This is a genomic window from Aeromonas sp. Y289-2, from assembly GCF_027705925.1.
GTDB classification, from domain to species: domain Bacteria; phylum Pseudomonadota; class Gammaproteobacteria; order Enterobacterales; family Aeromonadaceae; genus Aeromonas; species Aeromonas veronii.
Map to the genome: position 1 here is coordinate 305,059 of NZ_JAPDCH010000002.1, position 23,422 is coordinate 328,480.

Annotated in this window: 22 protein-coding genes and 1 pseudogene; 11 read left to right on the plus strand and 12 right to left on the minus strand. The window is 58.3% G+C overall.

What is annotated here, in order from left to right:
* Positions 1 to 139: 139 nt before the first annotated feature.
* From eco to glpT, 5 genes are all read right to left on the minus strand, one after another.
* Positions 140 to 622 (minus strand): serine protease inhibitor ecotin, encoded by a 483-nt coding sequence (eco, locus tag OKC43_RS05700; protein WP_005337529.1) that lies wholly within the window; start codon positions 620 to 622, stop codon positions 140 to 142.
* Between the two features lie 218 nt (positions 623 to 840).
* Positions 841 to 1,929, minus strand: coding sequence for a glycerophosphodiester phosphodiesterase (gene glpQ / locus OKC43_RS05705; RefSeq protein WP_236271160.1), 1,089 nt, complete (start codon positions 1,927 to 1,929; stop codon positions 841 to 843).
* Between the two features lie 106 nt (positions 1,930 to 2,035).
* Entirely contained in the window at positions 2,036 to 3,523 is a 1,488-nt protein-coding gene (glpD, locus tag OKC43_RS05710; RefSeq protein WP_236271159.1) for a glycerol-3-phosphate dehydrogenase, read from the minus strand.
* A gap of 317 nt (positions 3,524 to 3,840) precedes the next feature.
* The gene (locus tag OKC43_RS05715; protein WP_005337538.1) at positions 3,841 to 4,599 is read right to left on the minus strand and encodes a DeoR/GlpR family transcriptional regulator; all 759 of its coding nucleotides are present in this window, start codon (positions 4,597 to 4,599) and stop codon (positions 3,841 to 3,843) included.
* 102 nt (positions 4,600 to 4,701) lie between these two features.
* The gene (gene glpT, locus OKC43_RS05720; RefSeq protein ID WP_005337540.1) at positions 4,702 to 6,060 is read right to left on the minus strand and encodes a glycerol-3-phosphate transporter; all 1,359 of its coding nucleotides are present in this window, start codon (positions 6,058 to 6,060) and stop codon (positions 4,702 to 4,704) included.
* 489 nt (positions 6,061 to 6,549) lie between these two features.
* Between glpT and OKC43_RS05725 the strand changes: the two genes are divergently transcribed.
* The 4 genes from OKC43_RS05725 to OKC43_RS05740 all read left to right on the plus strand — a co-directional run bounded on the left by OKC43_RS05725 (position 6,550) and on the right by OKC43_RS05740 (position 11,584).
* Positions 6,550 to 7,398, plus strand: coding sequence for an MIP/aquaporin family protein (locus tag OKC43_RS05725; RefSeq protein WP_005337544.1), 849 nt, complete (start codon positions 6,550 to 6,552; stop codon positions 7,396 to 7,398).
* Positions 7,399 to 7,452: 54 nt separating this feature from the next.
* On the plus strand, positions 7,453 to 8,955 hold the full coding sequence (gene glpK, locus OKC43_RS05730) for a glycerol kinase GlpK (protein ID WP_005337546.1): 1,503 nt from the start codon (positions 7,453 to 7,455) through the stop codon (positions 8,953 to 8,955).
* A 225-nt stretch (positions 8,956 to 9,180) separates the two neighbouring features.
* On the plus strand, positions 9,181 to 11,157 hold the full coding sequence (locus tag OKC43_RS05735; RefSeq protein ID WP_236271158.1) for a methyl-accepting chemotaxis protein: 1,977 nt from the start codon (positions 9,181 to 9,183) through the stop codon (positions 11,155 to 11,157).
* 193 nt (positions 11,158 to 11,350) lie between these two features.
* Positions 11,351 to 11,584 carry a hypothetical protein gene (locus OKC43_RS05740; protein WP_159143940.1) on the plus strand — a complete coding sequence of 78 codons (234 nt, stop codon included), beginning with the start codon at positions 11,351 to 11,353 and terminating at the stop codon, positions 11,582 to 11,584.
* A 171-nt stretch (positions 11,585 to 11,755) separates the two neighbouring features.
* Here OKC43_RS05740 and OKC43_RS05745 read toward each other — a convergent pair whose 3' ends face one another.
* Complete coding sequence (locus OKC43_RS05745) at positions 11,756 to 12,658, minus strand: LysR substrate-binding domain-containing protein (RefSeq protein ID WP_005350862.1); 903 nt, start codon at positions 12,656 to 12,658, stop codon at positions 11,756 to 11,758.
* A 195-nt stretch (positions 12,659 to 12,853) separates the two neighbouring features.
* Between OKC43_RS05745 and OKC43_RS05750 the strand changes: the two genes are divergently transcribed.
* The 5 genes and pseudogenes from OKC43_RS05750 (at position 12,854) to dkgB (ending at position 16,194) form a co-directional block, all read left to right on the plus strand.
* Positions 12,854 to 13,222 (plus strand): DUF6404 family protein, encoded by a 369-nt coding sequence (locus tag OKC43_RS05750; RefSeq protein ID WP_076493666.1) that lies wholly within the window; start codon positions 12,854 to 12,856, stop codon positions 13,220 to 13,222.
* Between the two features lie 389 nt (positions 13,223 to 13,611).
* Positions 13,612 to 13,974 (plus strand): annotated as a pseudogene (locus OKC43_RS05755) (VOC family protein).
* A gap of 264 nt (positions 13,975 to 14,238) precedes the next feature.
* Positions 14,239 to 14,829: a HEPN domain-containing protein gene (locus OKC43_RS05760; protein ID WP_082044030.1), complete on the plus strand. Its 591-nt coding sequence runs from the start codon at positions 14,239 to 14,241 to the stop codon at positions 14,827 to 14,829.
* Positions 14,830 to 15,028: 199 nt separating this feature from the next.
* Positions 15,029 to 15,325, plus strand: coding sequence for a putative quinol monooxygenase (locus OKC43_RS05765; protein ID WP_236271157.1), 297 nt, complete (start codon positions 15,029 to 15,031; stop codon positions 15,323 to 15,325).
* A 65-nt stretch (positions 15,326 to 15,390) separates the two neighbouring features.
* The gene (gene dkgB, locus OKC43_RS05770; RefSeq protein WP_236271156.1) at positions 15,391 to 16,194 is read left to right on the plus strand and encodes a 2,5-didehydrogluconate reductase DkgB; all 804 of its coding nucleotides are present in this window, start codon (positions 15,391 to 15,393) and stop codon (positions 16,192 to 16,194) included.
* 161 nt (positions 16,195 to 16,355) lie between these two features.
* Here dkgB and OKC43_RS05775 read toward each other — a convergent pair whose 3' ends face one another.
* Positions 16,356 to 17,366 (minus strand): HAD family hydrolase, encoded by a 1,011-nt coding sequence (locus OKC43_RS05775; RefSeq protein WP_236271155.1) that lies wholly within the window; start codon positions 17,364 to 17,366, stop codon positions 16,356 to 16,358.
* Positions 17,367 to 17,717: 351 nt separating this feature from the next.
* On the opposite strand from OKC43_RS05775, the gene OKC43_RS05780 reads away from it, so the two are divergent.
* On the plus strand, positions 17,718 to 18,896 hold the full coding sequence (locus tag OKC43_RS05780) for an MFS transporter (RefSeq protein ID WP_204483780.1): 1,179 nt from the start codon (positions 17,718 to 17,720) through the stop codon (positions 18,894 to 18,896).
* A gap of 167 nt (positions 18,897 to 19,063) precedes the next feature.
* Entirely contained in the window at positions 19,064 to 19,735 is a 672-nt protein-coding gene (locus tag OKC43_RS05785; RefSeq protein ID WP_236271154.1) for an NAD(P)H-dependent oxidoreductase, read from the plus strand.
* Between the two features lie 114 nt (positions 19,736 to 19,849).
* On the opposite strand, the gene OKC43_RS05790 is transcribed toward OKC43_RS05785, so the two are convergent.
* The 5 genes from OKC43_RS05790 to OKC43_RS05810 are packed head-to-tail and all read right to left on the minus strand — an operon-like array spanning position 19,850 to position 23,368.
* Positions 19,850 to 20,458, minus strand: a complete 609-nt coding sequence (locus OKC43_RS05790; protein WP_236271153.1) for an HvfX family Cu-binding RiPP maturation protein — start codon at positions 20,456 to 20,458, stop codon at positions 19,850 to 19,852.
* Positions 20,455 to 21,249 carry an HvfC/BufC family peptide modification chaperone gene (locus OKC43_RS05795; RefSeq protein WP_236271152.1) on the minus strand — a complete coding sequence of 265 codons (795 nt, stop codon included), beginning with the start codon at positions 21,247 to 21,249 and terminating at the stop codon, positions 20,455 to 20,457. The genes OKC43_RS05790 and OKC43_RS05795 overlap by 4 nt, the downstream gene beginning before the upstream one ends.
* Positions 21,242 to 22,099 carry a DUF692 domain-containing protein gene (locus OKC43_RS05800; protein WP_236271151.1) on the minus strand — a complete coding sequence of 286 codons (858 nt, stop codon included), beginning with the start codon at positions 22,097 to 22,099 and terminating at the stop codon, positions 21,242 to 21,244. Before OKC43_RS05800 ends, OKC43_RS05795 begins: the two co-directional genes overlap by 8 nt.
* Positions 22,087 to 22,416: a hypothetical protein gene (locus tag OKC43_RS05805; protein ID WP_201906346.1), complete on the minus strand. Its 330-nt coding sequence runs from the start codon at positions 22,414 to 22,416 to the stop codon at positions 22,087 to 22,089. Before OKC43_RS05805 ends, OKC43_RS05800 begins: the two co-directional genes overlap by 13 nt.
* Positions 22,409 to 23,368 carry an MBL fold metallo-hydrolase gene (locus OKC43_RS05810; protein WP_076493680.1) on the minus strand — a complete coding sequence of 320 codons (960 nt, stop codon included), beginning with the start codon at positions 23,366 to 23,368 and terminating at the stop codon, positions 22,409 to 22,411. The genes OKC43_RS05805 and OKC43_RS05810 overlap by 8 nt, the downstream gene beginning before the upstream one ends.
* Positions 23,369 to 23,422: the final 54 nt, after the last annotated feature.

Here is a 23,422-nt window from a genome sequence, read left to right on the forward strand (position 1 = left end):
GTTGATAAATAATAAACTTATGTAAACGTACAGCCAATTTGCACGTCACTTTTTGGACTGCGCAGGCAAAAATAAAGCGCCATACGGCGCTTTATTTATCACATCAGGTGAACCAGCTGAACCTTTGGTTCAAACATGCTTACTCAATCATGGCCGGTTGGGCCAGGTTGTCGGCACGCCACAGACGGTAGCGCACTTCATACTCCTGCGGCACGTAAATCACGAACGGCAGTTTTGAGTTGTAGTTCACGAAGAAGCCCTGACCGTAGATCTGGACGAAGGTCTCTTTCTGCTGGTTATCCGGGCACATCATCAGGGTGCTGATGGGGTCGGAGACTTTGCCCAGTTTCAGGTAGTTGTAGCCCCAGCCTTTGACGCTGTGCTGTTCCAGGTTGCCTGCAAAACGCGGTACGTTGCAATCAACCATCATCTTTTTGCCGACCTGCAGCTCGACCATCATGTCAGCTTCTTTCTCGACTTCAGGCAGGCGGATCACCACACGTTCCTGATTCACGTCAGCGGCTGGGAACATGCTGATATCAAATTTTTTCGGCTCGGCGGCGAAGGCATGGCCACCCAGCAACAAGGCGCCCAGCAGGCTAAAACGCAATACGGTTTTCATCTGTACCTCATGGGGTTGGTTCAACGCCGCTAGACTAACCGCTCTGCCGATTTCATGCCAGCGATCTGCTACGTAAAAACTGCGTAAAATGATGCAGATCCGGCACACCATGACGTGATCTGGCTATTTTCTGACAGGGCGCACACTCCCGTTACGGGAACCTGAAACAAAAAGCGAGGCCAATTGGCCTCGCTTTGCATTCAAATGGCGCCAGAGTGCTATTTGGCCGCCTCTTGATGGGCCTTGATGACGGCCACCGCCTTGTCGGGGAAGTCACTGAACACCCCGTCCACATCGGCCTGATAGAGGAAGATGTTAAGGAGATCGGTGAAGTCCTTGGCATAGGCTGGGATCTGCCCCTCATCCTGTCGGAAGGTATAGGGGTGAACTTTCAGGCCCGCCGCGTGGGCCTCTTTCACCATGCCGGTGAAGACCGGCTTGCCCAAAGTGCCTGGCTCGGTGACGATCATCGGCTTCCACGGGCCAATCCCTTCGGCATAGCTGGCGATGGTTTTCATCGCTCCCGGCTTGAACATCCAGTCATAGTTGTAGGGGGTCGCCTTGCCCTTGGCATCGTAGACCATGGTCTCGTTCCAGTCGGTCTCGGCCATCAGCTGCACCAGTTTCAGATCCATACCCATGGCGGGCATCAGTTCGCTGTTGATGCGCTTGAGTTCATCGGCATCGAAGCACTGCAGATAGACCTTGTCATCCTTCCCGGTGTAGCCGTACTCCTTGAGCACCTTCAGCACCGCCTTGGAGATATCCTTGCCTTCGTGACGGAATAGCCAGGGCGCCTTGATCTCCGGGTAGATGCCGATGTTCTTGCCGGTGCTCTTGTTGAGCCCCTGGATCATCTCGATCTCCTCCTGGAAGGTGTGGATCTTGAAGCCTGACTTCCAGAGCGGGAAGCGGGCCGGATAGACCGGCACCTGCTTGCCATCCACCAGCTGGAACGGCTCGGTCATACGCAGGGAACGTACCTCGTCCAGGGTGAAATCCACCACATAATAACGGCCGTCCGGACGGGCACGGCCGGGGAAGCGCGCCGCCACATCGGTGATACCATCGAGGAAGTGATCGTGCATCACCACCAGCTGGTCATCCTTGGTCATCACCAGATCCTGCTCCAGATAGTCGGCCCCCATGCCATAAGCCAGCGCCTTGGACTCCAGGGTATGCTCGGGCAGGTAGCCGGAAGCGCCACGGTGGGCGATCACCACCTTGCCTTCATCGGCAGCCAACACGGGTAATGAGAGGGATGCCCCAAGGCTCAAGGCGATGAGGGAAACGGCGAGTTTTTTCATATGTGATGCTCTTTATTATTGTGTGTAGGTAATTGTTCTATCAGAGGTTTGTTGCATATTTACGGTGGAAAGCGGTGGGCAGCAGCGCACTGCCCACCGTCACACATCAGCTCGCCTTGCGCAGAGCCTGATGGTATTGGTCGAGCCAGATCTGCAACATCTGCTGTTCTGAGTCGTTCAGGCGCAGCCCCAGCTTGCTGCGGCGCCAGAGGATATCGTCCAGTGAACAGGCCCACTCCCGCTCGATGAGATAGCGCACTTCCGACTCGTAGAGGCCACCACCGAAGTGAATGCCGCGATCCTCTTTCAGCCAGAGACGGGCATGGGCGCCATAGGCCTCGGCAATGCGCAGGGCGCTGCGATCATCGAGCCAGTCAAACTCCAGCGCAAAGGCGCGGGCCAGCTCGCGTACCGAGCAGTCAAACTCGCCGCCGGGCAGACGGCTGGTCGCCGTCCAGTCATCCCCCATCTGGCTGAACCAGGGCTTGAGCTTGTTGCAGGCGGCCTGTGCCAGCTTGCGATAGGTGGTGAGCTTGCCGCCAAACACCGACAAGAGCGGCGCACCGTCAGACTCGCCAGAGAGTTCGAGGGTGTAGTCACGAGTCACCGCTTGCGGCGAGTCTGACTCGTCATCACAGAGCGGGCGCACCCCGGCATAGGTCCAGATCACATCTTTCGGCGCAATTTGGCGAGTGAAGTGGGCGCTGACCACCTTGCACAGGTAGGTAATTTCGGCCTCGCTGATCTTAGCTTCCCTCGGGCTGCCGTGGTGCTCCACATCCGTGGTGCCGATGAGGGAGTAGTCCTGCTGATAAGGGATGACGAAGACAATGCGGTTGTCTTCGTTTTGCAGGATATAGGCCTCTTCGCGCTCATGGATGCGCGGCACTATCATGTGGCTGCCTTTAATAAGGCGAATGCCGCGGGGGGATTTCTCGTGCAGGCTCTCGTCATAGAAGGTCTTAACCCAGGGGCCCGCCGCATTGACCAGACCACGGCAGGTGACGGTGAACTGCTCGCCCCCTTCCCGCTCCAAAGTGAGCGTCCAGTGTTTGGAACCGCGCACCGCCTTGATACAGCGGGTGCGGGTCTGCACATCGGCCCCCTTGTCACGGGCCATCATGGCGTTGAGTACTACCAGCCGGGCGTCGTCGACCCAGGCGTCCGAGTATTCAAACCCCTTGTTGATCCCTGCGGTCAAGCCATCTTGCGGCAGGAAGCGCACGCCACAGCTCCCCTTGAGCTTGTCGCGCTTGGCCAGATTGTCATAGAGGAACAGACCGGCGCGGATCATCCAGGCCGGACGCAGGTGTGGACGGTGCGGCAGGCGAAAACGCATGGGACGGGCGATGTGAGGCGCCATACCTAGCAGCACCTCACGCTCCGCCAATGCCTCTTTCACCAGCCGGAATTCGTAATGCTCGAGATAGCGCAAACCGCCGTGGATCAGCTTGCTGGAGTTGGACGAGGTGGCAGAGGCGAGATCTTGCGCCTCAAACAGGGCAACCTTCAGACCCCGTCCTGCCGCATCGGCTGCGATGCCGACCCCGTTGATGCCGCCACCGACGACGACCAGATCATAATGTTCGCTCATGTTCACCTACTTTCATTTTTATGATTGCTATAACAGCAATGTTTGATTTCGCTCATTTTAGAACATGAAAATACAACAAACGAACATTTTATGATGAAAGTGTGATCGCCACAGCCCGCCAGAGGTGGCAAAGGGGACTGGTCAGCGGAGCAAATGGCGTCGGGCCAAAATCGGTGGGTTAATAGCCAAAAAAACCAGATTGAATAGTGGTTTTGGCAATACCTATAAAGGGGTGAGATGGGTGCAGGGATGGGGGAGAGAAAGAGAAAGGAGGCCGCCCTGACGGGCGACCGGCACAGCCTTGGCGTGTTTCGCCGTCAGCAGATGTGGCAGGCGATCTGGTGTTGCGCCATCAATCGCGCCAGCTTTTCCGGTGGCTCCTGATCGGTAAAGAGGGCGTGGATCTGGCTGAGATTGCCCAGATTGACCATGGCATTGCGACCGAACTTGGTGTGGTCGGCGGCCAGAAAGACCTGACGGGAGTGGGCGATGATGGCCTGGGCGATCTTCACCTCGTGATAGTCGAAATCGAGCAGGGAGCCGTCGTTGTCGATCCCCGAAATCCCGATAACGCCATAGTCCATGCGAAACTGACCGATAAAGTCGCGGGTCGCCTCCCCCACGATGCCGCCATCGCGGTTGCGGATCTCGCCGCCGGCAATGATGACGGTGAAGTCATCCTTGGCCGTCAGAATGCTGGCCACGTTGAGGTTGTTGGTGACGATGCGCAGCTCGCGGTGATCGAGCAGGGCGCGGGCAATGGCTTCGGTGGTGGTGCCTATGTCGATAAAGAGCGATGAGCCGTCGGGAATATTGGCCGCGACCTCGCGGGCGATGCGCTCTTTCTCCTTGAGTTGCATCACTTTACGGGCGCTGTAGGCGGTATTGACGGTACTCGAATGCAGGGAGGCACCGCCATGATGGCGCCGGATCTTGTTCTGTTCGGCGAGATCGTTCAGATCCCGGCGAATGGTCTGGGGGCTGACGTCAAAGTGGGTCACCAGATCGTCGGTCGAGACAAATCCCTGCCGCGTCAGGACGTCCAGGATCTCCAGATGTCGTTGGGTTTGCTTCACGCTTGCACTCCGATGATGAGACAAAAAAAGGCCCCGGCAGATGCGGGGCCTTTTGGCAGTTTACCTGATCCCCTTTGGGATCAATAAGCTGAGGATCACGTTTTATGCCTTATGGGCAGCCGCTTTCTTGGCCGCAACGGCAATGTTCTCATGCTTGAGGGTCATCGCCAGCAGGATGATGGAGAGCACGCAGGAGACGGTCAGCACCATGAAGCCGCCATCCCAACCGAAGTGGTCAACGGTATAACCCAGCATGGCGTTGGCTGCCACGGCGCCGCCCAGATAACCGAACAGACCGGTGAAACCGGCCGCAGTACCGGCTGCTTTCTTCGGTGCCAGCTCAAGAGCATAGAGACCGATCAGCATGACAGGGCCGTAGATCAGGAAGCCGATAGCCACCAGCGCCATCATATCGATGGTCGGGTTGCCGGCCGGGTTGAACCAGTAAACCAGTACAGCCAGGGTCACCAGCACCATGAACAGGATACCGGCCGGTGCACGGCGGCCCTGGAACATCTTGTCAGAGATCCAGCCACACAGCAGGGTGCCCGGGATACCGGCCCACTCGTAGAGGAAGTAAGCCCAGGAGGAGTTGTCAACGGTGAAGTGCTTGGCCTCTTTCAGGTAGGTTGGCGCCCAGTCCAGCACACCGTAACGAATGAGGTAAACGAAAGCGTTGGCGATCGCGATGTACCACAGCAGTTTGTTGTGCAGCACGTACTTGACGAAGATCTCCTTGGCGGAGAACTCCTGCTCGTGGCTCTCGTTGTAATCCTTCGGATAGTCGTTCTTGTACTCCTCGATGGGAGGCAGACCGACCGATTGCGGGGTATCACGCATCACGAAGAAGGCGATCACCGCGATGGCGGCCGCCGCTGCCGCAGGCACATAGAAGGCGCTGCGCCAGTCGTTGAACCAGCCCATCCCGAGGATAAACAGCGGGCCAATCATGCCGCCACCCACGTTGTGCGCCACGTTCCAGACCGCAACTACTTCGCCGCGCTCTTTCTGTGACCACCAGTGCACCATGGTGCGACCGCAGGGCGGCCAGCCCATGCCCTGTGCCCAACCGTTCAGGAACAACAGCACAAACATGATGGCAATGCTGGAGGTGGCCCAGTGCATGGTACCCATCATGAACATGATGGCAGCCGAGAGCAGCAGACCGGCGGAGAGGAAGTAACGGGCGTTGGAACGGTCAGAGACGTTCCCCATCAGGAACTTGGACAAACCGTAAGCGATGGAGACCCCGGAGAGCGCGAAACCGAGATCACCACGGGAGAAGCCCTGCTCGATCAGATAGGGCATCGCCAGACTGAAGTTTTTCCGTACCAGATAGTAGCCGGCGTAACCGAAGAAGATCCCGAAAAACACCTGCCAACGCATGCGTTTGTAGAAGGGGTCGACCTTGTCAGCCGGGAGCCTGTCGATGTGCGCCGCAGGCCTGAAGAGACTAAGCATGTTCTGCTTCCTTATTGTTGTTATGGGCGGTTGAGGATGCCCTGACCATTCCGACGAATCATGTGAGTCCGCTGATTCGTAAGCGAGCCTATTGTGCTCATATGCGCTCATTTAATCTGTGATGCATGCTCAAATATTGCAGTTTTATTACAAATAAAAGCTCCAAATGAGAAATCGCTCAGCAAGCGCTAGCCCTTGTGTGGCAAGGGTTGCGAGCTACCCCCTAAGTGGTAACTGGCGGTTATCAAGATGCTTTACGTCACATTTTCTTAGCAATGAGTGGGATCTTGTCCACATTTCCTATGGAGGGGGGATGGTGAAATTATTGGGAAGGGTTATTTTCTGTCACGACCGATAACGAGCGTAAACGAGCATAACGTTTGCGCAAGACGCAAAAACAACAAGGAAACGTTTTCGGCAGCAACGGATAGACACAAAAAGATAAAACGGAACATCAAACCTCTACGGGTGGATATAAGGAACAAAAGTATGAGCATACAAAGACCCAATACCCTGCTTGGCGAGTGCATCGCCGAGTTTATCGGAACCGGCCTGCTGATATTTTTCGGCGTCGGATGTGTGGCGGCACTGGTGCTGGCAGGCGCCAACTTCGGGCAGTGGGAAATCTCCATTACCTGGGGTCTGGGTGTGGCCATTGCCATCTATGTGACCGGTGGCATTTCAGGTGCCCACTTGAACCCGGCTGTAACCCTGGCGCTGATGACCTTCTGCGGGTTCGACAAGCGCAAGGTGGTGCCCTACATCATCGCCCAGATAGCCGGTGCCTTCTGCTTCGCAGCCCTTGTCTACTTCCTTTATGGTAACCTTTTCACCCAGTGGGAAGTGACCCATAACGTGGTGCGCGGCAGCGTCGAGAGCCTCGGCACCGCCGGGATCTTCTCCACCTACCCCAATGCCCTGCTGACCAATATGCAAGCTTTTGCCGTCGAGCTGGTGATCACCGCCGTCCTGATGCTGGGCATCATGGCGCTGGGTGACAACAACAATGGCGCCCCCAAAGGTTTCGCGGCCGCCCTGCTGATCGGTATCCTGATCGCGGTGATCGGCGCCTCCCTTGGCCCGTTAACCGGTTTTGCCATGAACCCGGCTCGTGACTTTGGTCCGAAACTGTTCGCGTTCTTTGCTGGCTGGGGTGATGTTGCCCTGACCGGTGGTCGTGACAACCCCTACTTCTGGGTTCCGATCCTTGGCCCCATCGTTGGCGCCCAGATTGGTACCGCTCTGTATGTCAAAGTGCTGGCTCCCTGCGTCCCGGGCAACCGTGTCGTCACCACCGAGCAAGCGACCCAAACCGCCAAAGAAGAGGCTGCCGCATAAGAGCGGCCCCCTCCAACGTATAAAAACGTGGAAAATTGAAACGTGGAGAACATCATGTCTGCTGAAAAGAAATATGTCGTCGCTCTGGACCAGGGAACCACCTCTTCCCGCGCCATCGTGTTTGATCAGGATGCCAACATTGTCGGTACCTCCCAGCGCGAATTCACCCAGCACTACCCGAAAGCGGGCTGGGTAGAGCACGACCCGATGGAGATCTGGGCGACCCAATCCTCCGTCTTTACCGAAGTGCTGGCCAAGACCGGCCTGCGCAGCGAAGAGATCGCCGCCATCGGTATCACCAACCAGCGTGAAACCACCGTTGTCTGGGAAAAGGCCACCGGCAAGCCCATCTACAACGCCATCGTCTGGCAGTGCCGCCGCACCGCCGCCATCTGCGAGGAGCTGAAAGCGCGCGGTCTGGAAGAGTACGTTCGCGAGAACACCGGTCTGGTGCTGGATGCCTACTTCTCCGGTACCAAGGTGAAGTGGATCCTCGACAACGTGGAAGGTGCCCGCGAGAAGGCGATGAACGGCGAACTGCTGTTCGGCACCATCGACACCTGGCTGGTCTGGAAGATGACCAATGGCGAAGTTCACGTCACTGACCCGACCAACGCCTCCCGTACCATGCTCTACAACATCCGCGAGCTGAAGTGGGACGAGAAGATGCTGGACGAGCTGGGCATCCCCATGTCCATGCTGCCGGAAGTGAAACCCTCTTCCGAAGTGTACGGCTACACCACCCGTGGCGGCGGCTCCCGCATCCCCATCGCCGGTATTGCCGGTGACCAGCAGTCTGCCCTGTTCGGCCAGCTCTGCTTTGAAAAAGGGATGGCCAAAAACACCTACGGCACCGGCTGCTTCATGCTGATGAACACCGGCACCGAGCCGGTTCGCTCCAGCAACGGCCTGCTGACTACCGTTGCCATCGGCCCGAAAGGGGAAGTGAACTACGCGCTGGAAGGTGCGGTATTCATGGGCGGCGCCACCATCCAGTGGCTGCGTGACGAGCTGAAGATCATCCACGATGCCCGCGACACCGACTACTTCGCCTCCAAGGTGGGCGATACCAACGGCGTCTATCTGGTACCGGCCTTCGTTGGTCTGGGCGCGCCCTACTGGGATCCGTATGCTCGCGGCACCATGGTTGGTCTGACCCGTGGTGCCAACCGCAACCACATCATCCGCGCCGCGCTGGAATCCATCGCCTATCAGAGCCGCGACGTGCTGGATGCGATGCAGCAGGACTCCGGCATCAAGCTGGCAGCCCTGAAAGTAGACGGTGGCGCTGTGGCTAACGACTTCCTGATGCAGTTCCAGGCTGACATGATGCACACCCCGGTGGTACGTCCGACCCGTATCGAGACCACCGCCATGGGTGCCGCCTTCCTGGCAGGTCTGGCCGTCGGCTTCTGGAAGAGCTCGGACGAGCTGGAAGACAAGTTCAGCGTGGACCGCGAGTTTATCCCGCAGATGGACAGAGACGATCGCGCCAAACGTTACAGCGGCTGGCAAAAAGCGGTTGAACGTTCACGCCGTTGGGCTGAAGAGGATTGATCGGGCACCCGACATTCCGTTGAGATAAACAACAAAGAGGCCGACCACAATGTCGGCCTCTCTTTTTATGCTTTCCCTTGCCGCTTTCTGCCCCCTTCCCCGCTAACTGCTCCCTCCCTTTTTCTGCCGCCCTCTGTTGTCACCATCCGCCACAACGCAATTGAGTTCTCTATCTATAATCATCATCTGGGTCGCATATGCGACCTTATTTATGAGGAGAGCGATATGGAGAGGACGATACACCGTTTTACACTGCACTCACTCTGGTCAGGGCTCGGGATCCGCACCCGGATCCTCGCTGGCGTGGCGATACTGATGGCCATCGCCATCAGCTGCATCACCTTGATCCTCGAGCAGATATCCCACAGTCAGGCCCAGCAGCGGGTCGAACGCTACGAGCTGCCAAGCAGCGTGGATCGCATTGCCAACCAGCTGACAGCGCAGCTTATCCAGCACCTGACCGAGGCGCAGGCGCTAGCCAGCAACCGTTTTGTCATCGACTGGCTGACCGCTGGCATGCCAGAACAAGAGTGGCCCGCCATGGAGCGCTACTTTCAGGATCTGCAACGGCGGATCGGCGGCAACGTCTTTATCGCCCCCCGCCAGAGCAACACCCTGATCAACTTCAGCGGCGGCCCCATCGCCCAGAAATCGCTGAGCGAATCAGACCCGAAAGATGGGTGGTTTTTCGGCTTTCTCAAACGCAGCAAACCCTATGAGCTGAACCTCGACATCTCGGATTTTGACAAGCGCGCCTCCCTCTATATCAACACCGCCGTCACCCACGAGGGCAAGACCCTGGCGGTGGCAGGTACCTCCATCGACATGAGTGCCCTGAGCAAACTCATCAGCGGCTATCGGATCGGCAAGAGCGGTCAGGTCTATCTGGCGGACATGGAGGGCAATATCGAGATCCACCCCGAGCAGGAGGTGGAGGGAGCCGCCCACCACCAGCAATCCTTCCTCGATACCGTCAAACGGCTTATTCCCAATGCCCGGGAACAGGTGGCCGTAGAGGCGCTAACACTGGAGGGGCAAACCTACCTCATCGCGGTGCGTTACATCCCCACCCTCAACCGGCTGCTGATTGGCGAGATCAACAGCGCCGAGCTGGAAGAGGGACTGCAGGAATCCCGCCAGCTCATCATCATGGTGTCGCTCGCCATCGGCGGGATCGCCATGCTGGCCTCCGCCTGGCTGGCTCACTCCATCAGTCGCCCGATTCGTCAGGCAGCCGATGGCATGCACCACATCACCGCCGATCGGGATCTGGCGACCCGCCTCGACTTCTCTGATGAGTCGGAGCTGGGCATGATGGCCCAGAGTTTCAATCAGCTGATCCAGAGCCTGAACCAGAGCTTCTCCCGCTTCCAGCAGTCAGGCAGCGCCCTCTCAGCGCAGTCGTCCCAATCCATGCAGCAGGCCCAGGCACTGGCAGGAGAAGCGTGTCAGCAGGCCCAGAGCATTCAGGAGCTGACCACTGTGGTCACCACCATCGGTGACAACGCCGAGCAGATCGCCAGCCGCTCTGAAGGGGTCAACGACGTAACCCAACGCATCGCCAACCATATGCTCAGCATCGAGCAGGATGTGACCCAGAGCGCCGCGCAACTCGACACCTTGCGCAGCAGCATCGGCAGCTCCTCGGCCCTGCTCGATGAGGTGGTGAAAGACAGCAACAACATCACCCAGATCATGAACCTCATCCGCGATGTATCAAACCAGACCAACCTGCTGGCCCTCAATGCGGCCATCGAAGCGGCCCGGGCAGGGGATATGGGGCGGGGCTTTGCGGTGGTGGCCGACGAGGTACGCCAGCTGGCGGTGCGTACCCAGACTGCCACCAAGGATGTGCAGGATCTTATCTTGCGCCTGCAGGAGGGAACCCGGCAGGCCAGCAGCTCGATGGCAGACTCCCGCAACCTGAGCGAAGAGGGATACAACCGGATGAATCAGGCCAGAGAGGTGCTGGTTGATGCCACCAGCCAGATCAACCAGACCGCCCTCGAGATCAACGAGATCAGCGCGCTGGCGCAGGCGCAGAATCAACAGATGGGGCAAGCCAGAACGGCGCTCGACGAGTTGGCCATGGTGGCCGAACACCAGCGGGAACACGCGCAGGAGAGCAATGCCGCCAGCCGCGAACTGTTCGAACTGGCCAAGGCCATCGACGAGCAGATCCGCCAATACCGGATTGGCTAGACACGGCGCTTCCCCCTCTCCCTCTCAATAACCAAGACGCCACCACCGGGTGGCGTTTTCATTTTGCAAATCATTTTGCCTGCGCTCTCGAAACGGGAATGACGACAAAACTCGCAAGACATTGATAATTAACATGAAAAAATGTGGAACAGCCATTGCTTAGTGATATCAGACTCAACAGAGGGATATCGCCATGAAACCGACCACCACTCAAGCGCCCGTAGCCCACGTCGCCACTCAAAAAGAGACCCTGACCCCCCGCGAAGGCACCTTCCTGATGATGGTGGCCCAGCTAGTGGTGCTCACCTGCATCGTACTGGCCGCCACCGTCGGCGGCCTCTCCTGGCAGTGGACCCTGCTGCTGGCCATTCCGCCGGTGATCGGCGGCGCCCTGCTCAGCCGGATATGGGGCAAACTGCCCCGCTAACTGCGCTTCACCTCACACACCTTCCCGAACCGGCGGCCGACCCTCAAGTCGGCCGTCTGTTTATCTGCCAACTGGCTAATGCTGATTGGCCGCAACGAAGTCGCGGCTTGTTCTTCGCCAAGCAAACCGCAGCGACTAACCGTTCAAACAAACCGTACAAACCAACCTGCACTACAGGGTATGGCTGCCAAGCTGCTCTTTAAGAAAGTCGAGCCAGACCCGCAGTCGGATATCCCGCTGGGCATCGGAGTAGAAGACCGCGTTGATGGGGCGCGAGGCGCCACTGTTGCTGCGGGCCAGCACCTCCACCAGCGCGCCGCTCTCCCGATCCGGCCCGGTCATGAAATCCGACAGACAAACAATCCCCTGCCCCGCCAGCGCCAGCTGACGCAAGGTTTCGCCGCTGCTGGCTCGCAGGCTGGGGGTAATGGCAAAGCGATCCCCCTGCTCGGCACTGAGCAGCGGCCAGTGGTTGAGGTGATCGGGATGCAAAAAGCCGAGCAGCTCGTGACCGCTCAGCAGATCCGCCGGTTGGCGCGGGGTGCCACGCTCGCTCAAATAGCCGGGAGAGGCCAGCAGCCGCAACCGCGAACGACCAAGGGGCAGCGCACGCAGGGAGGAGTCGGTCAACTCGCCGATGCGGATGGCCATGTCCACCCGCCGCTCCATCAGATTGATAAAGCCCTCCGAGCTGTGCAGCTGTAGCTCTATGGCGGGGTAGCGGCGGCGAAACTCGCCGATGATCGGCACCAGCCGGTGCAGGATAAAGGGGGTAGCGGCATCGACTCTCAACACCCCTTCGGGTTGTTCCCGGCGCATCAGCAGATGCCCCTCCGCCTCACTCATCTCGGTCAGGATCTTCACCGCCCGCTGATAGAACCAGCTCCCCTCCTCGGTCAGGCTGACCCGGCGGGTGGTGCGATTGAGCAGCACGGTTGAGAGCTTCTCCTCCAGCCGCTTGATACCGCGACTCACCACCGAGTTATCCATGCCAAGGTTCTCCGCCGCCTGGCGAAAACTGCCCGCCTCCACCACCGCCACAAACAGGGTCAGTTCATCAGAATGGGTCTTCATTGCTGTTATCCGGACAAGAGTAATGGGCCTTTATAGGCGCAGCCGCTGTGGATTGGCAAGCGTACGGTGAGGCCAGTTCTTTTTTTCTACAGAGAAAGAACGTGACCGCGAGCCCACATCATACCCGCGATTTGTCAGTACAATGCAGCCAGAAAAGCACCGTATGGCACCACTTATTTCACAAGGATGAATACCATGACATTTGAAGAGCGGCTGGCCGCCGCCCATCAGGAGCTGGCTAACAAAGGGGTATGGCATGCCAACTACAATCCCCCGCTGTGCAGGCTGCTGCGCAGGTTCGGTTATCCAGTTAAACCGCCTCACTATGAGGGCTGGCTAACCAACGTTCTGGTATTCGGGGTAGGCATTGGTCTGGTATGGGGCATGGCGATGTGGTTTTTCAGTTGGCACCCCATGGGGATAGATCCGCTGTTTGCCCTGCGCCAAACAGCCCTGTTTGCGGGATTCTGCGGCCTGACCATGGCATCTTGGCTCTGGCTACGGCGCAAGCAGCTTAAACTGACCCCTTGGGAGCAACTGGAACAAAAACCACATCAACGGTAACAAGAACAAGCTGAGCGAAAATGAATCTCCATACGGGTCTAGACATGACGAATCCATACCTGTACAACCCACCTTTTACCTGAATGGAGTCTTCAATTGCTGGAATCTATCGTCATTTTTACTCTGACTGTTTTCATCCATAGTCTACTGCTCGGCTACCGTATAATTCGCCACCACAACTGCAGTTGGCGAACCTTCCAACGCAGCAAGGATCCGGTTCCACTGATTTTTTTTATTCCCTTCAGCACATCCGCAGCCTTGTTGCTCAAGCCACATATCGTGGCTGCGCTCTCTTGAGAAGCAGACCAGAATAAACGCAAGAGGTGTCAGTAGGCTGGCGCAGCTATCTCTGCCATCATGCCCAATACATCAGCAGGGAGCATAACTTTATGAAAGCCCATGAAAAATTGAACTATGTGGAGTTTGCGGCCAGGGATCTCGCCGCGACCAAGGCATTCTTTCAGGCCGTATTTGGCTGGCAATTTGTCGATTACGGCCCCGACTACTGCGCCTTTGCCGATGAAGGGCTGGATGGCGGATTCTATCGTGCGGATCAGTGCAACCTGACCGCTCAGGGCGGCGCCCTGCTGGTGTTCTAAAGCGCGGATATTGAAGCGACTCAAGCCAAGGTGAGCCAACACGGTGGCACCATCAACCGCCCTCTTTTCGATTTCCCCGGTGGCCGCCGTTTCCACTTCGTTGAGCCCAGCGGCAATGAGTTTGCAGTCTGGGCTGAACCGGCCTGTGCGTGATGGGTTAGTGGGAGAAGCATCCACACGATGGCCCCAACAATATCCATAATCAGCCGTGATCTCATACAAATATCTAAAAATACTAATTAATAACTTGTTTTGTGATCTTGCCGATGCAATTTTTTGGAAAAAATGAAGTATCATCGACATTCAATGCTAATGTCTGTTATTAGCATGATGCTGCTCTTGTATATATGTTTTTCATATCCATACATTGAATACCAACCATACAATATTTAAATACCGTTTTATCTGGAAGGGATTATGTCAAAAGCCATTCAAGGATTTGAATACGCAATAAAGGATGCTGAAGAGTTATTAGCCCATTTTGATAGTGTAAATGCAAACCCACCTCCACCAAACAGCGAAGTACTAAAACGAGCAGGACTTGTAATGGCACTCACTGCATGGGAAACCTATGTAGAAGATCGTGTTGTCGAAGAAATGCATAAAAAGCTTGCGATTGTTCAAGGTAGCTATCTTGGTGATTTTATATTAAAAAAACTTCATACAGATTTGAAAACATTCCACAACCCTAGCTCCGATAAAACAAAACGAATTTTTCAAGACTATTTAGGGTTTGATGTCACTGAAGGATGGCGGTGGTCAAATTACGAGCCAGATAAAGCCAGATCAACATTGAATCAATGGATTAAGAAGCGTGGGGATGCAGCCCATCGCTCAAAACCTATAAATTCAGGAATTCCATCAGCTCATTTGATTAAACGTGACGAACTTGAAAAAGTAATCAGATTTATAAAAGACTTGGTGAAGGCCACCGACAACTATGTCAATGAAAAGATAGATCAGCACCATGCTTCTGTTTTTGAGAGACAGCATCAGATATCAAGCTAAACAACTGAAAAATAGTGCTGTATCTTGGCGATTCCATACTAACTACGCAAATCTAACTATCACTTGACACCGACTTTGTCGGTGTCATTTATCGGTTCCCATTGCTGCTCTCCCCTCAATACTGTTTTGCGACCAGCGCCCTGTTTCCAGCAAGTCACGGCAGGCATACTGACTCTTCGTTTTTGCCAAGGAGGTTCAGATGTCATCACCCGTGATTGTGATTGCCCAGCTTGAAGCCAAACCCGAATTCGCCGCCCAGTTTCGCGCCGCCCTTGAGCCGCTGATTGCGGCCACCTTGCAAGAGGCGGGTTGCCAGCGCTATCAGCTACATCAGGACTTGGACAATCCACACTGCTGGATGCTCTACGAGGTGTGGGAGAGCGAAGCTGCCCTCACCGCCCATCAGGGCCAACCCCACTTTACCGAGTTTGTCGCCAAGGCCGAGCCCTGGTTTGCCAGCAGCACCATTCGCCGCTATCAGCCACTGGGCGCCTGACTGGCCCTAGAGCCTGTTTCTGTTCAGCCCATCAAGGGCCAACCACCACCCCATTGAGGAACGAGATGATCAATATGCCACCCATGGGTCTGGGCACCTTCCGCCTGAAGGGCGAGCCGCTGCTTGCCACCCTGACCAACGGTCTGGAGCTGGGCTATCGCCATATCGATACCGCCCAGATCTATGACAATGAAGCCGAGGTCGGTGCCGTGCTGACCCGCAGCACTGTTGCCCGCCACGAGATCTACCTGACCACCAAGGTGTGGACCAGCGAGTTTGGCCCGGGCAAGCTGATCCCGAGCCTTGAGGTGAGCCTGGAAAAACTGGGCACCGACTATCTGGATCTGGCGCTGATCCACTGGCCCTCCCCCAAGGATGAGGTGCCGATGGCAGTCTATCTGGAGCAGCTGGCCGAGGCCAAAACACAAGGCCTGACCCGGGAGATCGGGGTCTCCAACTTCACCGTGGCCCAGCTCAAACAGGCTATCGAGATTTTAGGGCCGGGGGCCATCGCTCACCAGCAGATCGAGGTTCATCCCCTGCTGCAAAACCGCAAGGTGGTCGAGTTCTGCAAAGCCCAGGGTATCGCCGTCACCGCCTATATGCCGCTCGCCTATGGCAAGGTGCTGAGCGAGCCGCTGCTGATGGAGATTGGCCAGCGCCACGGGGTATCGGCGGCGCAGGTGTCGCTGGCCTGGCTGCTGGCACAGGGCATGACAGTGATCCCGAGCTCCACCAAGCGGGAGAATCAGGCCGCCAATCTGGCCGCTCTCGATATCACCTTGAGCAGCGAGGAGATGGCCGCCATCGCTACGCTGGATCGGGGCGAGCGCTGCGCCAATCCCGACTTTGCCCCCGCGTGGGACTGACGCGAAAGGCGTGAGACTAACGCGAAAGAAAGGCTGGCTCGCCAGCAAGCCAAATTAAACAGGGAGAGCATCATGCTCTCCCTGTCTCTTTTCTTGCCTCACGCTTTGCCGCGCTTGCTGAACGTCCAGTCGCCACATTGATGCCAGATACAGCGCCGCAATCAGGGCGCGTTCTGGCAAAGGGCAGGATCGAACACTTGCTTCCAGTCTGATTTCATATCGACCACCACCCAGCCCCGCGCTTTTGCCTGTGCCAGCCCGTCGATCAGCTTGCCGCTGGCTGGCGGATGGCTGTCGTAGGCGTATTCGCGCTTGGCATCGGTGTGGTGCACCAACAGACCAAAAGTGTGGTAATCCGGGTTGGTCGAGGTGTATTGCAGCATGGGCACGTCGCCATCGCTGTTACCAAAAGCGCCGACCGGACGCTGCCCCATAAAGAGGTGAATAGCGGCCGGTTTCGCCTTGCTGTCATCGAAATAGGCGCCGTTCATGGTCTTGCGGATCTCGCTGCCCTCCCCGGTCAGGGCAAACTCGCCGAGGGTAAAGGAGCCAATCACCTGTTGGGGCGGGATGCCATACATCTGCTCGGACATCACCCGCATAAAATCGACGCCGCCGCCGGAGACAATCCAGGTCTGGAAGCCATTATCCCGCAGATACCCCAGCAGCTGCTTCATCGGCAGATAACCGAGCTGATCGTAGTGGCAGCCAAAACGCGGATCCTTGCTGCTGTTGATCCAGCGAGTGACCCGCTCGGCAAACTCGGTGGTAGTCATGCCGCTGTGGGTCAGTCCCACCAGCTTGGCGAGCCCCTTCTCCCCCGATTTGGCCACAGCCTTGAGATCATTGTTCAGTACTGCCGCGACGATGGGGTCGGCCTTCCACTCCGGATGTTCCGGCGCCAGGCGCTTGATCTCGTCCATCGTAAACTGCAGCTGATAGGTCATGGGCGCTTCAGGCCAGAGGGTGCCGTCATTGTCAAACACCACATGGCGCTTCTCTGGCGGAATAAAAGTCGCCTGCTGCTGATCGGTGGCATTGGTCACCCAGCGGGTGATCGCCTGCTTGGCCGCCGTGTCGTTCCAGGCAGAGAGGGGATCGCTCTGGCCAGCCTGTACCGCAAAGGCGCCGCACAGCAGCAAAAGAGAGGAGAGTCGATTCAATGTCATCATGTTACCTGTCAGCTGGATATTGCCTGTCTATTGCCTGTCGATGAAAGCGCACGGCCATCACAACACCGGCGCGCATGGGTTCAACACACACGGGTTTCACAGGGAAAATCCTATGGCTGCCAGCTTGTACTGGAGCTTAAGCAAGCTCAGAAAAGGAGCAGCGTTCATCCCGTTTTGCGAGGCAGATCACTGCGTTGCGCTCACGCAGCGGGCAGCACAATCCCCTCCCACTCAGCGTTATTGCTGCTTAATTGGCAAAAGTAATTTGATGTCACCGTCATTTTTGCCAACAAAACCCATCGGCATACTGGCGCCATTCTCCCGTCGGGAGTCCCTAACCAAGGAGTTGTTATGCCACTGGCGTTATTTGCCCTTACCCTGAGTGCCTTTGCGATCGGCACCACCGAATTTGTGATTGTGGGGCTTATCCCCACCATCGCAGAGCAGCTCAATGTCTCGCTCCCCTCCGCGGGCCTTCTGGTCAGCCTCTATGCCCTTGGGGTGGCCATCGGCGCCCCCGTGCTCACGGCGCTCACCGGCAAGGTGCCGCGCAAGTGGCTGCTGGTGGGGCTGATGGCGCTCTTTACCGCCGGCAACCTGCTGGCCTGGCAGGCCCCCGGTTACGAGAGCCTGATTGTGGCCCGTATCCTGACCGGATTGGCCCATGGGGTCTTCTTCTCGGTGGGCAGCACCATCGCCACGGGTCTTGTGGCCAAAGAGAAGGCGGCGAGCGCCATCGCCATCATGTTCAGCGGCCTCACCGTGGCGCTGGTAACCGGCGTACCGCTCGGCACCTGGATTGGTCAGGTCTTTGGCTGGCGTGAAACCTTTCTGGTAGTGAGCCTGCTCGGCCTCGTCGCCATGGTGGGTAGCCTGCTACTGATCCCGGGCAACCTGCCCAAGGGAGCAGCCTCGACCATCCGCGAACAGCTCTCGGTACTGACCAAAAAGCCGCTGCTGCTGGTCTACGCCAAGACCGCCCTCGGTTATGGCGGTGCCTTCACGGCTTTTACCTTCCTCGCCCCCATCCTGCAGCAGGTGAGCGGTTTTAGCGCCGGTGCGGTGAGCCTGATCCTGCTGGTCTACGGGGTATCGGTTGCCGTCGGCAATATCTGGGGTGGCAAGCTGGCCGACAAGATGGGTCCCCTGCCCGCGCTGAAGCTGCTGTTTGCCGGTCTGGCGCTGGTGCTGCTGGCCCTTACCTTCACCGCCCCCCATCCGGTGCTGGCGGTACTGACCGTGCTGGTGTGGGGCGCCTTTGCCTTCGGCAACGTGCCGGGTCTGCAGGTACTGGTGGTGAAGCAGGCCGAACTGCACACCCCCAAGGCAGTGGATGTGGCATCGGGTCTCAATATTGCCGCCTTCAACGTCGGCATCGCGCTGGGATCTGTGGTCGGTGGTTTTGTAGTAGAGCACCTCGGCCTGATGCACACCCCCTGGATCGGCGCCCTTATTGTGCTGCTGGCCTACGGGCTGACCCATGTCAGCGAGCGCCGCGAAGCCCTCCGGCTCGCCGCCTGTCAGGCATAAGCTGCGCCAGCAGGCGTCACGCAAAGACGTGGCGCCTGCTGCAATCGGCGCGGCAGGCTTCTATGCTGTGACACAGCGCCAACCCGGCAACTATTTCAGCAACTGTTTCAGTGACTTTTTCAGCAACCAAGCCTGTCACCCTCGCATCCTTTGCCACGGAGTCTGTTATGAAGGTGCTTATCGTCTATGCCCATCCCGAACCCAAAAGCTTCAACGGTGCCCTCTTCTGCCACGCCATCAGGGCGTTGGAGCAGGCGGGTCACACAGTGATGACCAGCGATCTCTATGCCATGGGCTTTGATCCCGTCTCGGATCGACGCAACTTCACTGACGCCAGCGATCCCGATTTTCTCAAGCTGCAACTCGAAGAGCTGGCTGCCACCGAGCAGGGCAGCTTCGCCCCGCAGCTGGAGCAGGAGATGCAAAAGCTGGAGGCGGCCGATCTGCTGATCTTCCAGTTTCCGCTCTGGTGGTTTGGCCTGCCCGCCATCCTCAAGGGGTGGGTGGATAGAGTCTTTGCCATGGGACGGGTCTACGGTCAGGGCCATATCTACGAGAGCGGCAAGTTTCGCGGCAAGCGGGCCCTGCTGAGCCTGACCACCGGCGGCCCTGCCGAGACCTATCTGTCCGACGGCTTCAACGGCGATATCGACGGGGTGCTGCGCCCCATCCAGCGCGGGATCTTGCAATTTGTCGGCTTCGACGTGCTGCGCCCCCATATCTGCTATGCCCCGGTGCGGGTCTCGCAAGAAGAGCGGGAAGCCTGGCTCGCCCAGTGGGCCGATCGCCTTGGCCAGATTGAGCAGGAGTCCCCCATCGCGGTCGGCCGCTACCAGTAACGGCTGACGCAGCTGACATTCCCCCCTACACAGCACAAAAACAGCGAGCGGCCCCCGGCCGCTCGCTGTTTTTCACGCTCTGTCGTTATGGTTTTTGTTATCCGTTGGCGGGTCTTATGCCGCCTGTTGCACGCCTGCTTTGCCGGTCACGGCACGTTTGAGCCAGTAGTCGAGGCTGACGTAACGGCCCCCGCCGTAAACCAGCAGCACCAGCAGCATCACGAAATAGGTGGCGGCAAACTCCATCCCGTTGTTGAGCATCACGGGATCCCCGAGCTCGGTGATGTAGTTGTAGCGACCGGGGAAGTTGGCGGCCAGCCACTCGATAAAGCCGTTGAGGCGCAAGGTAGCCTCCATGCTGCCGGTGGCGATGGCATCCCAGCCGTGCTTCCAGTGCACCATGGCGCTCGCCACGCTCATCAGGAAGATGGTGGGAATAGCCATGATGCGGGTAAAGAGGCCAAGGGCAATGCAGATGCAGCCCAGCACCTCGGTGCCCGCCGCCAGAAAGGCGAGCAGGGTCGGGAACGGCAGGTTGAGCCCCCCTTCCGAGATCGGCGCACCAAACCAGGCGACGGTGCCGGCAAAGCCCATCACCTTGGAGTGGGCCCCCACATAGATGACCGGAATGAGATAGAGACGAATGGCCAGCAGGGCCAGAAAATCGAGCCGCTTGCACTGGGCCACCGCCCGCTCGTACCACTGGATCAGGGTGTTGTTCATGGGAATTCTCCTTGGTGTTTGCTAAATGGGGGCAAGGGGGCGCCGGGCTGGCGCTCACCAACGGGCAGGGTAAGCAGACCCAGCCGGTGAAAATGGCGCGCCCACTCGCTCAGATCAAAATCACTGCGAACCTGTTGCACCTGTTGCTGGAACGCGGCTTGGGTGATCCCCGGTTGCTGTTGCAGCAACTGGATCAGCGCCACGTCCCATTCGCGCAAGCGCTGGGTCACCACCTGATGATCCGGGCTGCGAAACAGGCCATAGAAGTGGCTGCCCTGCCGGGTCGGCACCACGCCGCTGCGACGAATGGCAAAGGGGAGCTCAAGCAGTTGCAGGGTGGGATTGAGCACAAGCGGACTCTCCGCCGTTACCTCCTCCCCCGGCAAAACTTGCGGCACCACCCCTTCATCAATCTCGACACAGAGGCAGGCCCACTCGTACTCCAGCAACGCCAGCCGCTGCTTGGGCCAGTTGAGAGAGCCTTCACTGTGGCGATGCTGCACATAGCGGACAAACTCGGTGGCGATATGGTGAAACTCGGGGGCCTCGGCGCCGTGTGCGATGACAAAGCCCTCCACCAGTTGCCACCTGTCCACCGGTGCCCAGTGAGCGTGGGTAAGCGGAAAGGTACTCTCCAGCACCGACTCCACATTGGCACGCACGCTGCGAGCATAGTGGCTGGCGATGCCATCCTGCGGCAGCCGCACCCGGCTCGCCAGCCAGGCGGTCTGCTGCTGCATCCGCTGCGGTGCCGTTTTGGGCGCAGTGATCAGGGATAACCGTCTATCCATAGCGCACCTCCCGCACCTGACTGTCGATCGCCTCGCAACAGGCGCCGTGCACCCGCGCCAGCTCGGCTTCCAGCTCAGGCAACGACGGCAGATGGTGATCCCGCTCCAGCAGCAGGGGACGCAGGCCGTGGGTCTGCACCGTATAACAGGCCAGCGCCACCACCTCTTCGCACACCGGTTTGCCATGGGTATCCAATAAAGTGCCGTCCGCCTCTTCCAGATGACCGGCGATATGGAAGTAGCGGATCGCATTGCCCGGCAGCCCGGCGATCATCCGCTTGGGGCAGTAACCGTGGTTGCGGCTGTTCACAAAGACGTTGTTGATATCGAGCAGTAGCTCGCAGCCACTGCGCGCCACCAGCTCGGCGAGAAAATCCTCCTCCGGCATCTCGTGGTCATAGCCGTGGTAGTAGGAGATATTTTCCAGCACCAGCGGGCGGGCCAGCGCCTCCTGCACCTGCGCGATCCGCTCGGCCAGATAGGGGATGTTCTCCCACTGGCGCGGCACCGGTAGCAGTTCGTAAAGATACCCCTGCTGGTCGCGGGAAAAGCTCAGGTGCTCGCTGTAGATCTCGATGCCGAACTCATCCAGAAAGGTGCGGATCTGGCTGAGAAAAGTGCGATTGAGGGGCTGGCAATCGCCGAGAGAGAGGCTGAGGCCGTGGGCCACCAGCGGGTAACGCTCGGCCAGCTGATGCAGCTGCGCCCGCTTGGCGCCGCCGATGGCCATCCAGTTCTCCGGCGCCAGCTCGAGAAAGTCGATGCCGGGGCGGACGGGGCCGGAGCAGAGCGCATCCAGATGCTCCTGGCGCAGCCCGATCCCCCGACTGCGGGAGCTTATTGGCCGCATACCCCCTCCGTCATCTTGCTGCTCTTGCTAGATCTGTCGCCATCAATCCCCTCGCCCGCCACGCCACACTTGCCATCGCGGGCGCGCACCAGCCGCCCCTGTGGATCACTGTCGAGGGCTTGCTTTTCAAAGCGCTTCTCGGTGCCGCACTTGCCCGCCGCGCACTTGCCGCCGTGCTGTTCGCTGGGGGCGGCCTTGACCGGCGCATCGCTCGGGGTGGCCGCCAGCGCAAGTCCCGGGGTCAGGGCAATCAGGCTGGTCATGGCGATGGAGAGGGTCAGTTTGCCGGTGGTTTTGTTGCTGCTTGAGTTACTCATGAGCGGACTCCTTGACGGATGAAACGGGATAGCTGGAGAGATCGCGGGCGGCTACGATCTGACCGTGGAACTGCTGCTTGACGATGGCCATCGCCTCTTTCTTGTGATTGAGACCAACCCCCATCCAGTGGTTGAGCACCAGCAGCTTGGGGTTCACCTCGGCGGCAATCTTGGCCACCACAGATGGCTTGGCATGAAGCGTCGCCGAAACCGGGTCGGCCCCTTCGTGGATGGCGAGCGGCATCACCAGAATGTCTGCCCCCTTGGCAAACGGCACAAAGGCCGGGTTGCTGCCGTTCTGATCCGCCGAGATAACGATGGTCCCCTCGGCGCTCTCGATGCGATAGGCCAGACAGGGTACGTCACCGTGAGGGATGCCGAGCGCGGTGATGGTCAGCCCATCCTGCTGATAGACGGTGTGAGGCTGCGGGCTCTGGTAGGGCACATCATGGAGGGTGATGGGGAAGAGGCCATCGGTGCCATCCTTGAAACCGCTCAGGTAGGCATAAGCGCCCTTGTCTTTGTTGAAGAGGGCATCAAAGTAGCCGCTCATGCTGGGGAAGGCCGAGCCGGCCTCTGGCCCCGCCAGATCCAGCGGATCGCTGCGCTCGAAGAAGTAGGCCCCCTTGAGCAGGGCGGGCAGGTCAGTCACATGGTCGGTGTGAAAGTGGGTGATGCCGATAAAATCGACCTCTTCGAGCTTGGCCCCCGCCTGGCCGAAGCGCAGGTAGACGCCGCCACCGGCATCGATCAGGATGCGGGATTTCCCCTTCCACCAGATCACCTCGCTGGAAGAGGCGCGTAGATCGTCGGAGATGGGGCCACCACTGCCGAGCACCTGCAGGGTGAAGGTTTTATCCAGTGGCGTCAGTTGCACCGGTTCGGCACAGGCCGGGGCGACGGTGAGCGCGCACCCGATGGCCAGCGCCACCGCTTTCAATCTCTGTTTCATCACAATTACCTGTCGGTTGGTTGTCGGTTGAAAGTGTGTCGTTTGTGTCGTTTA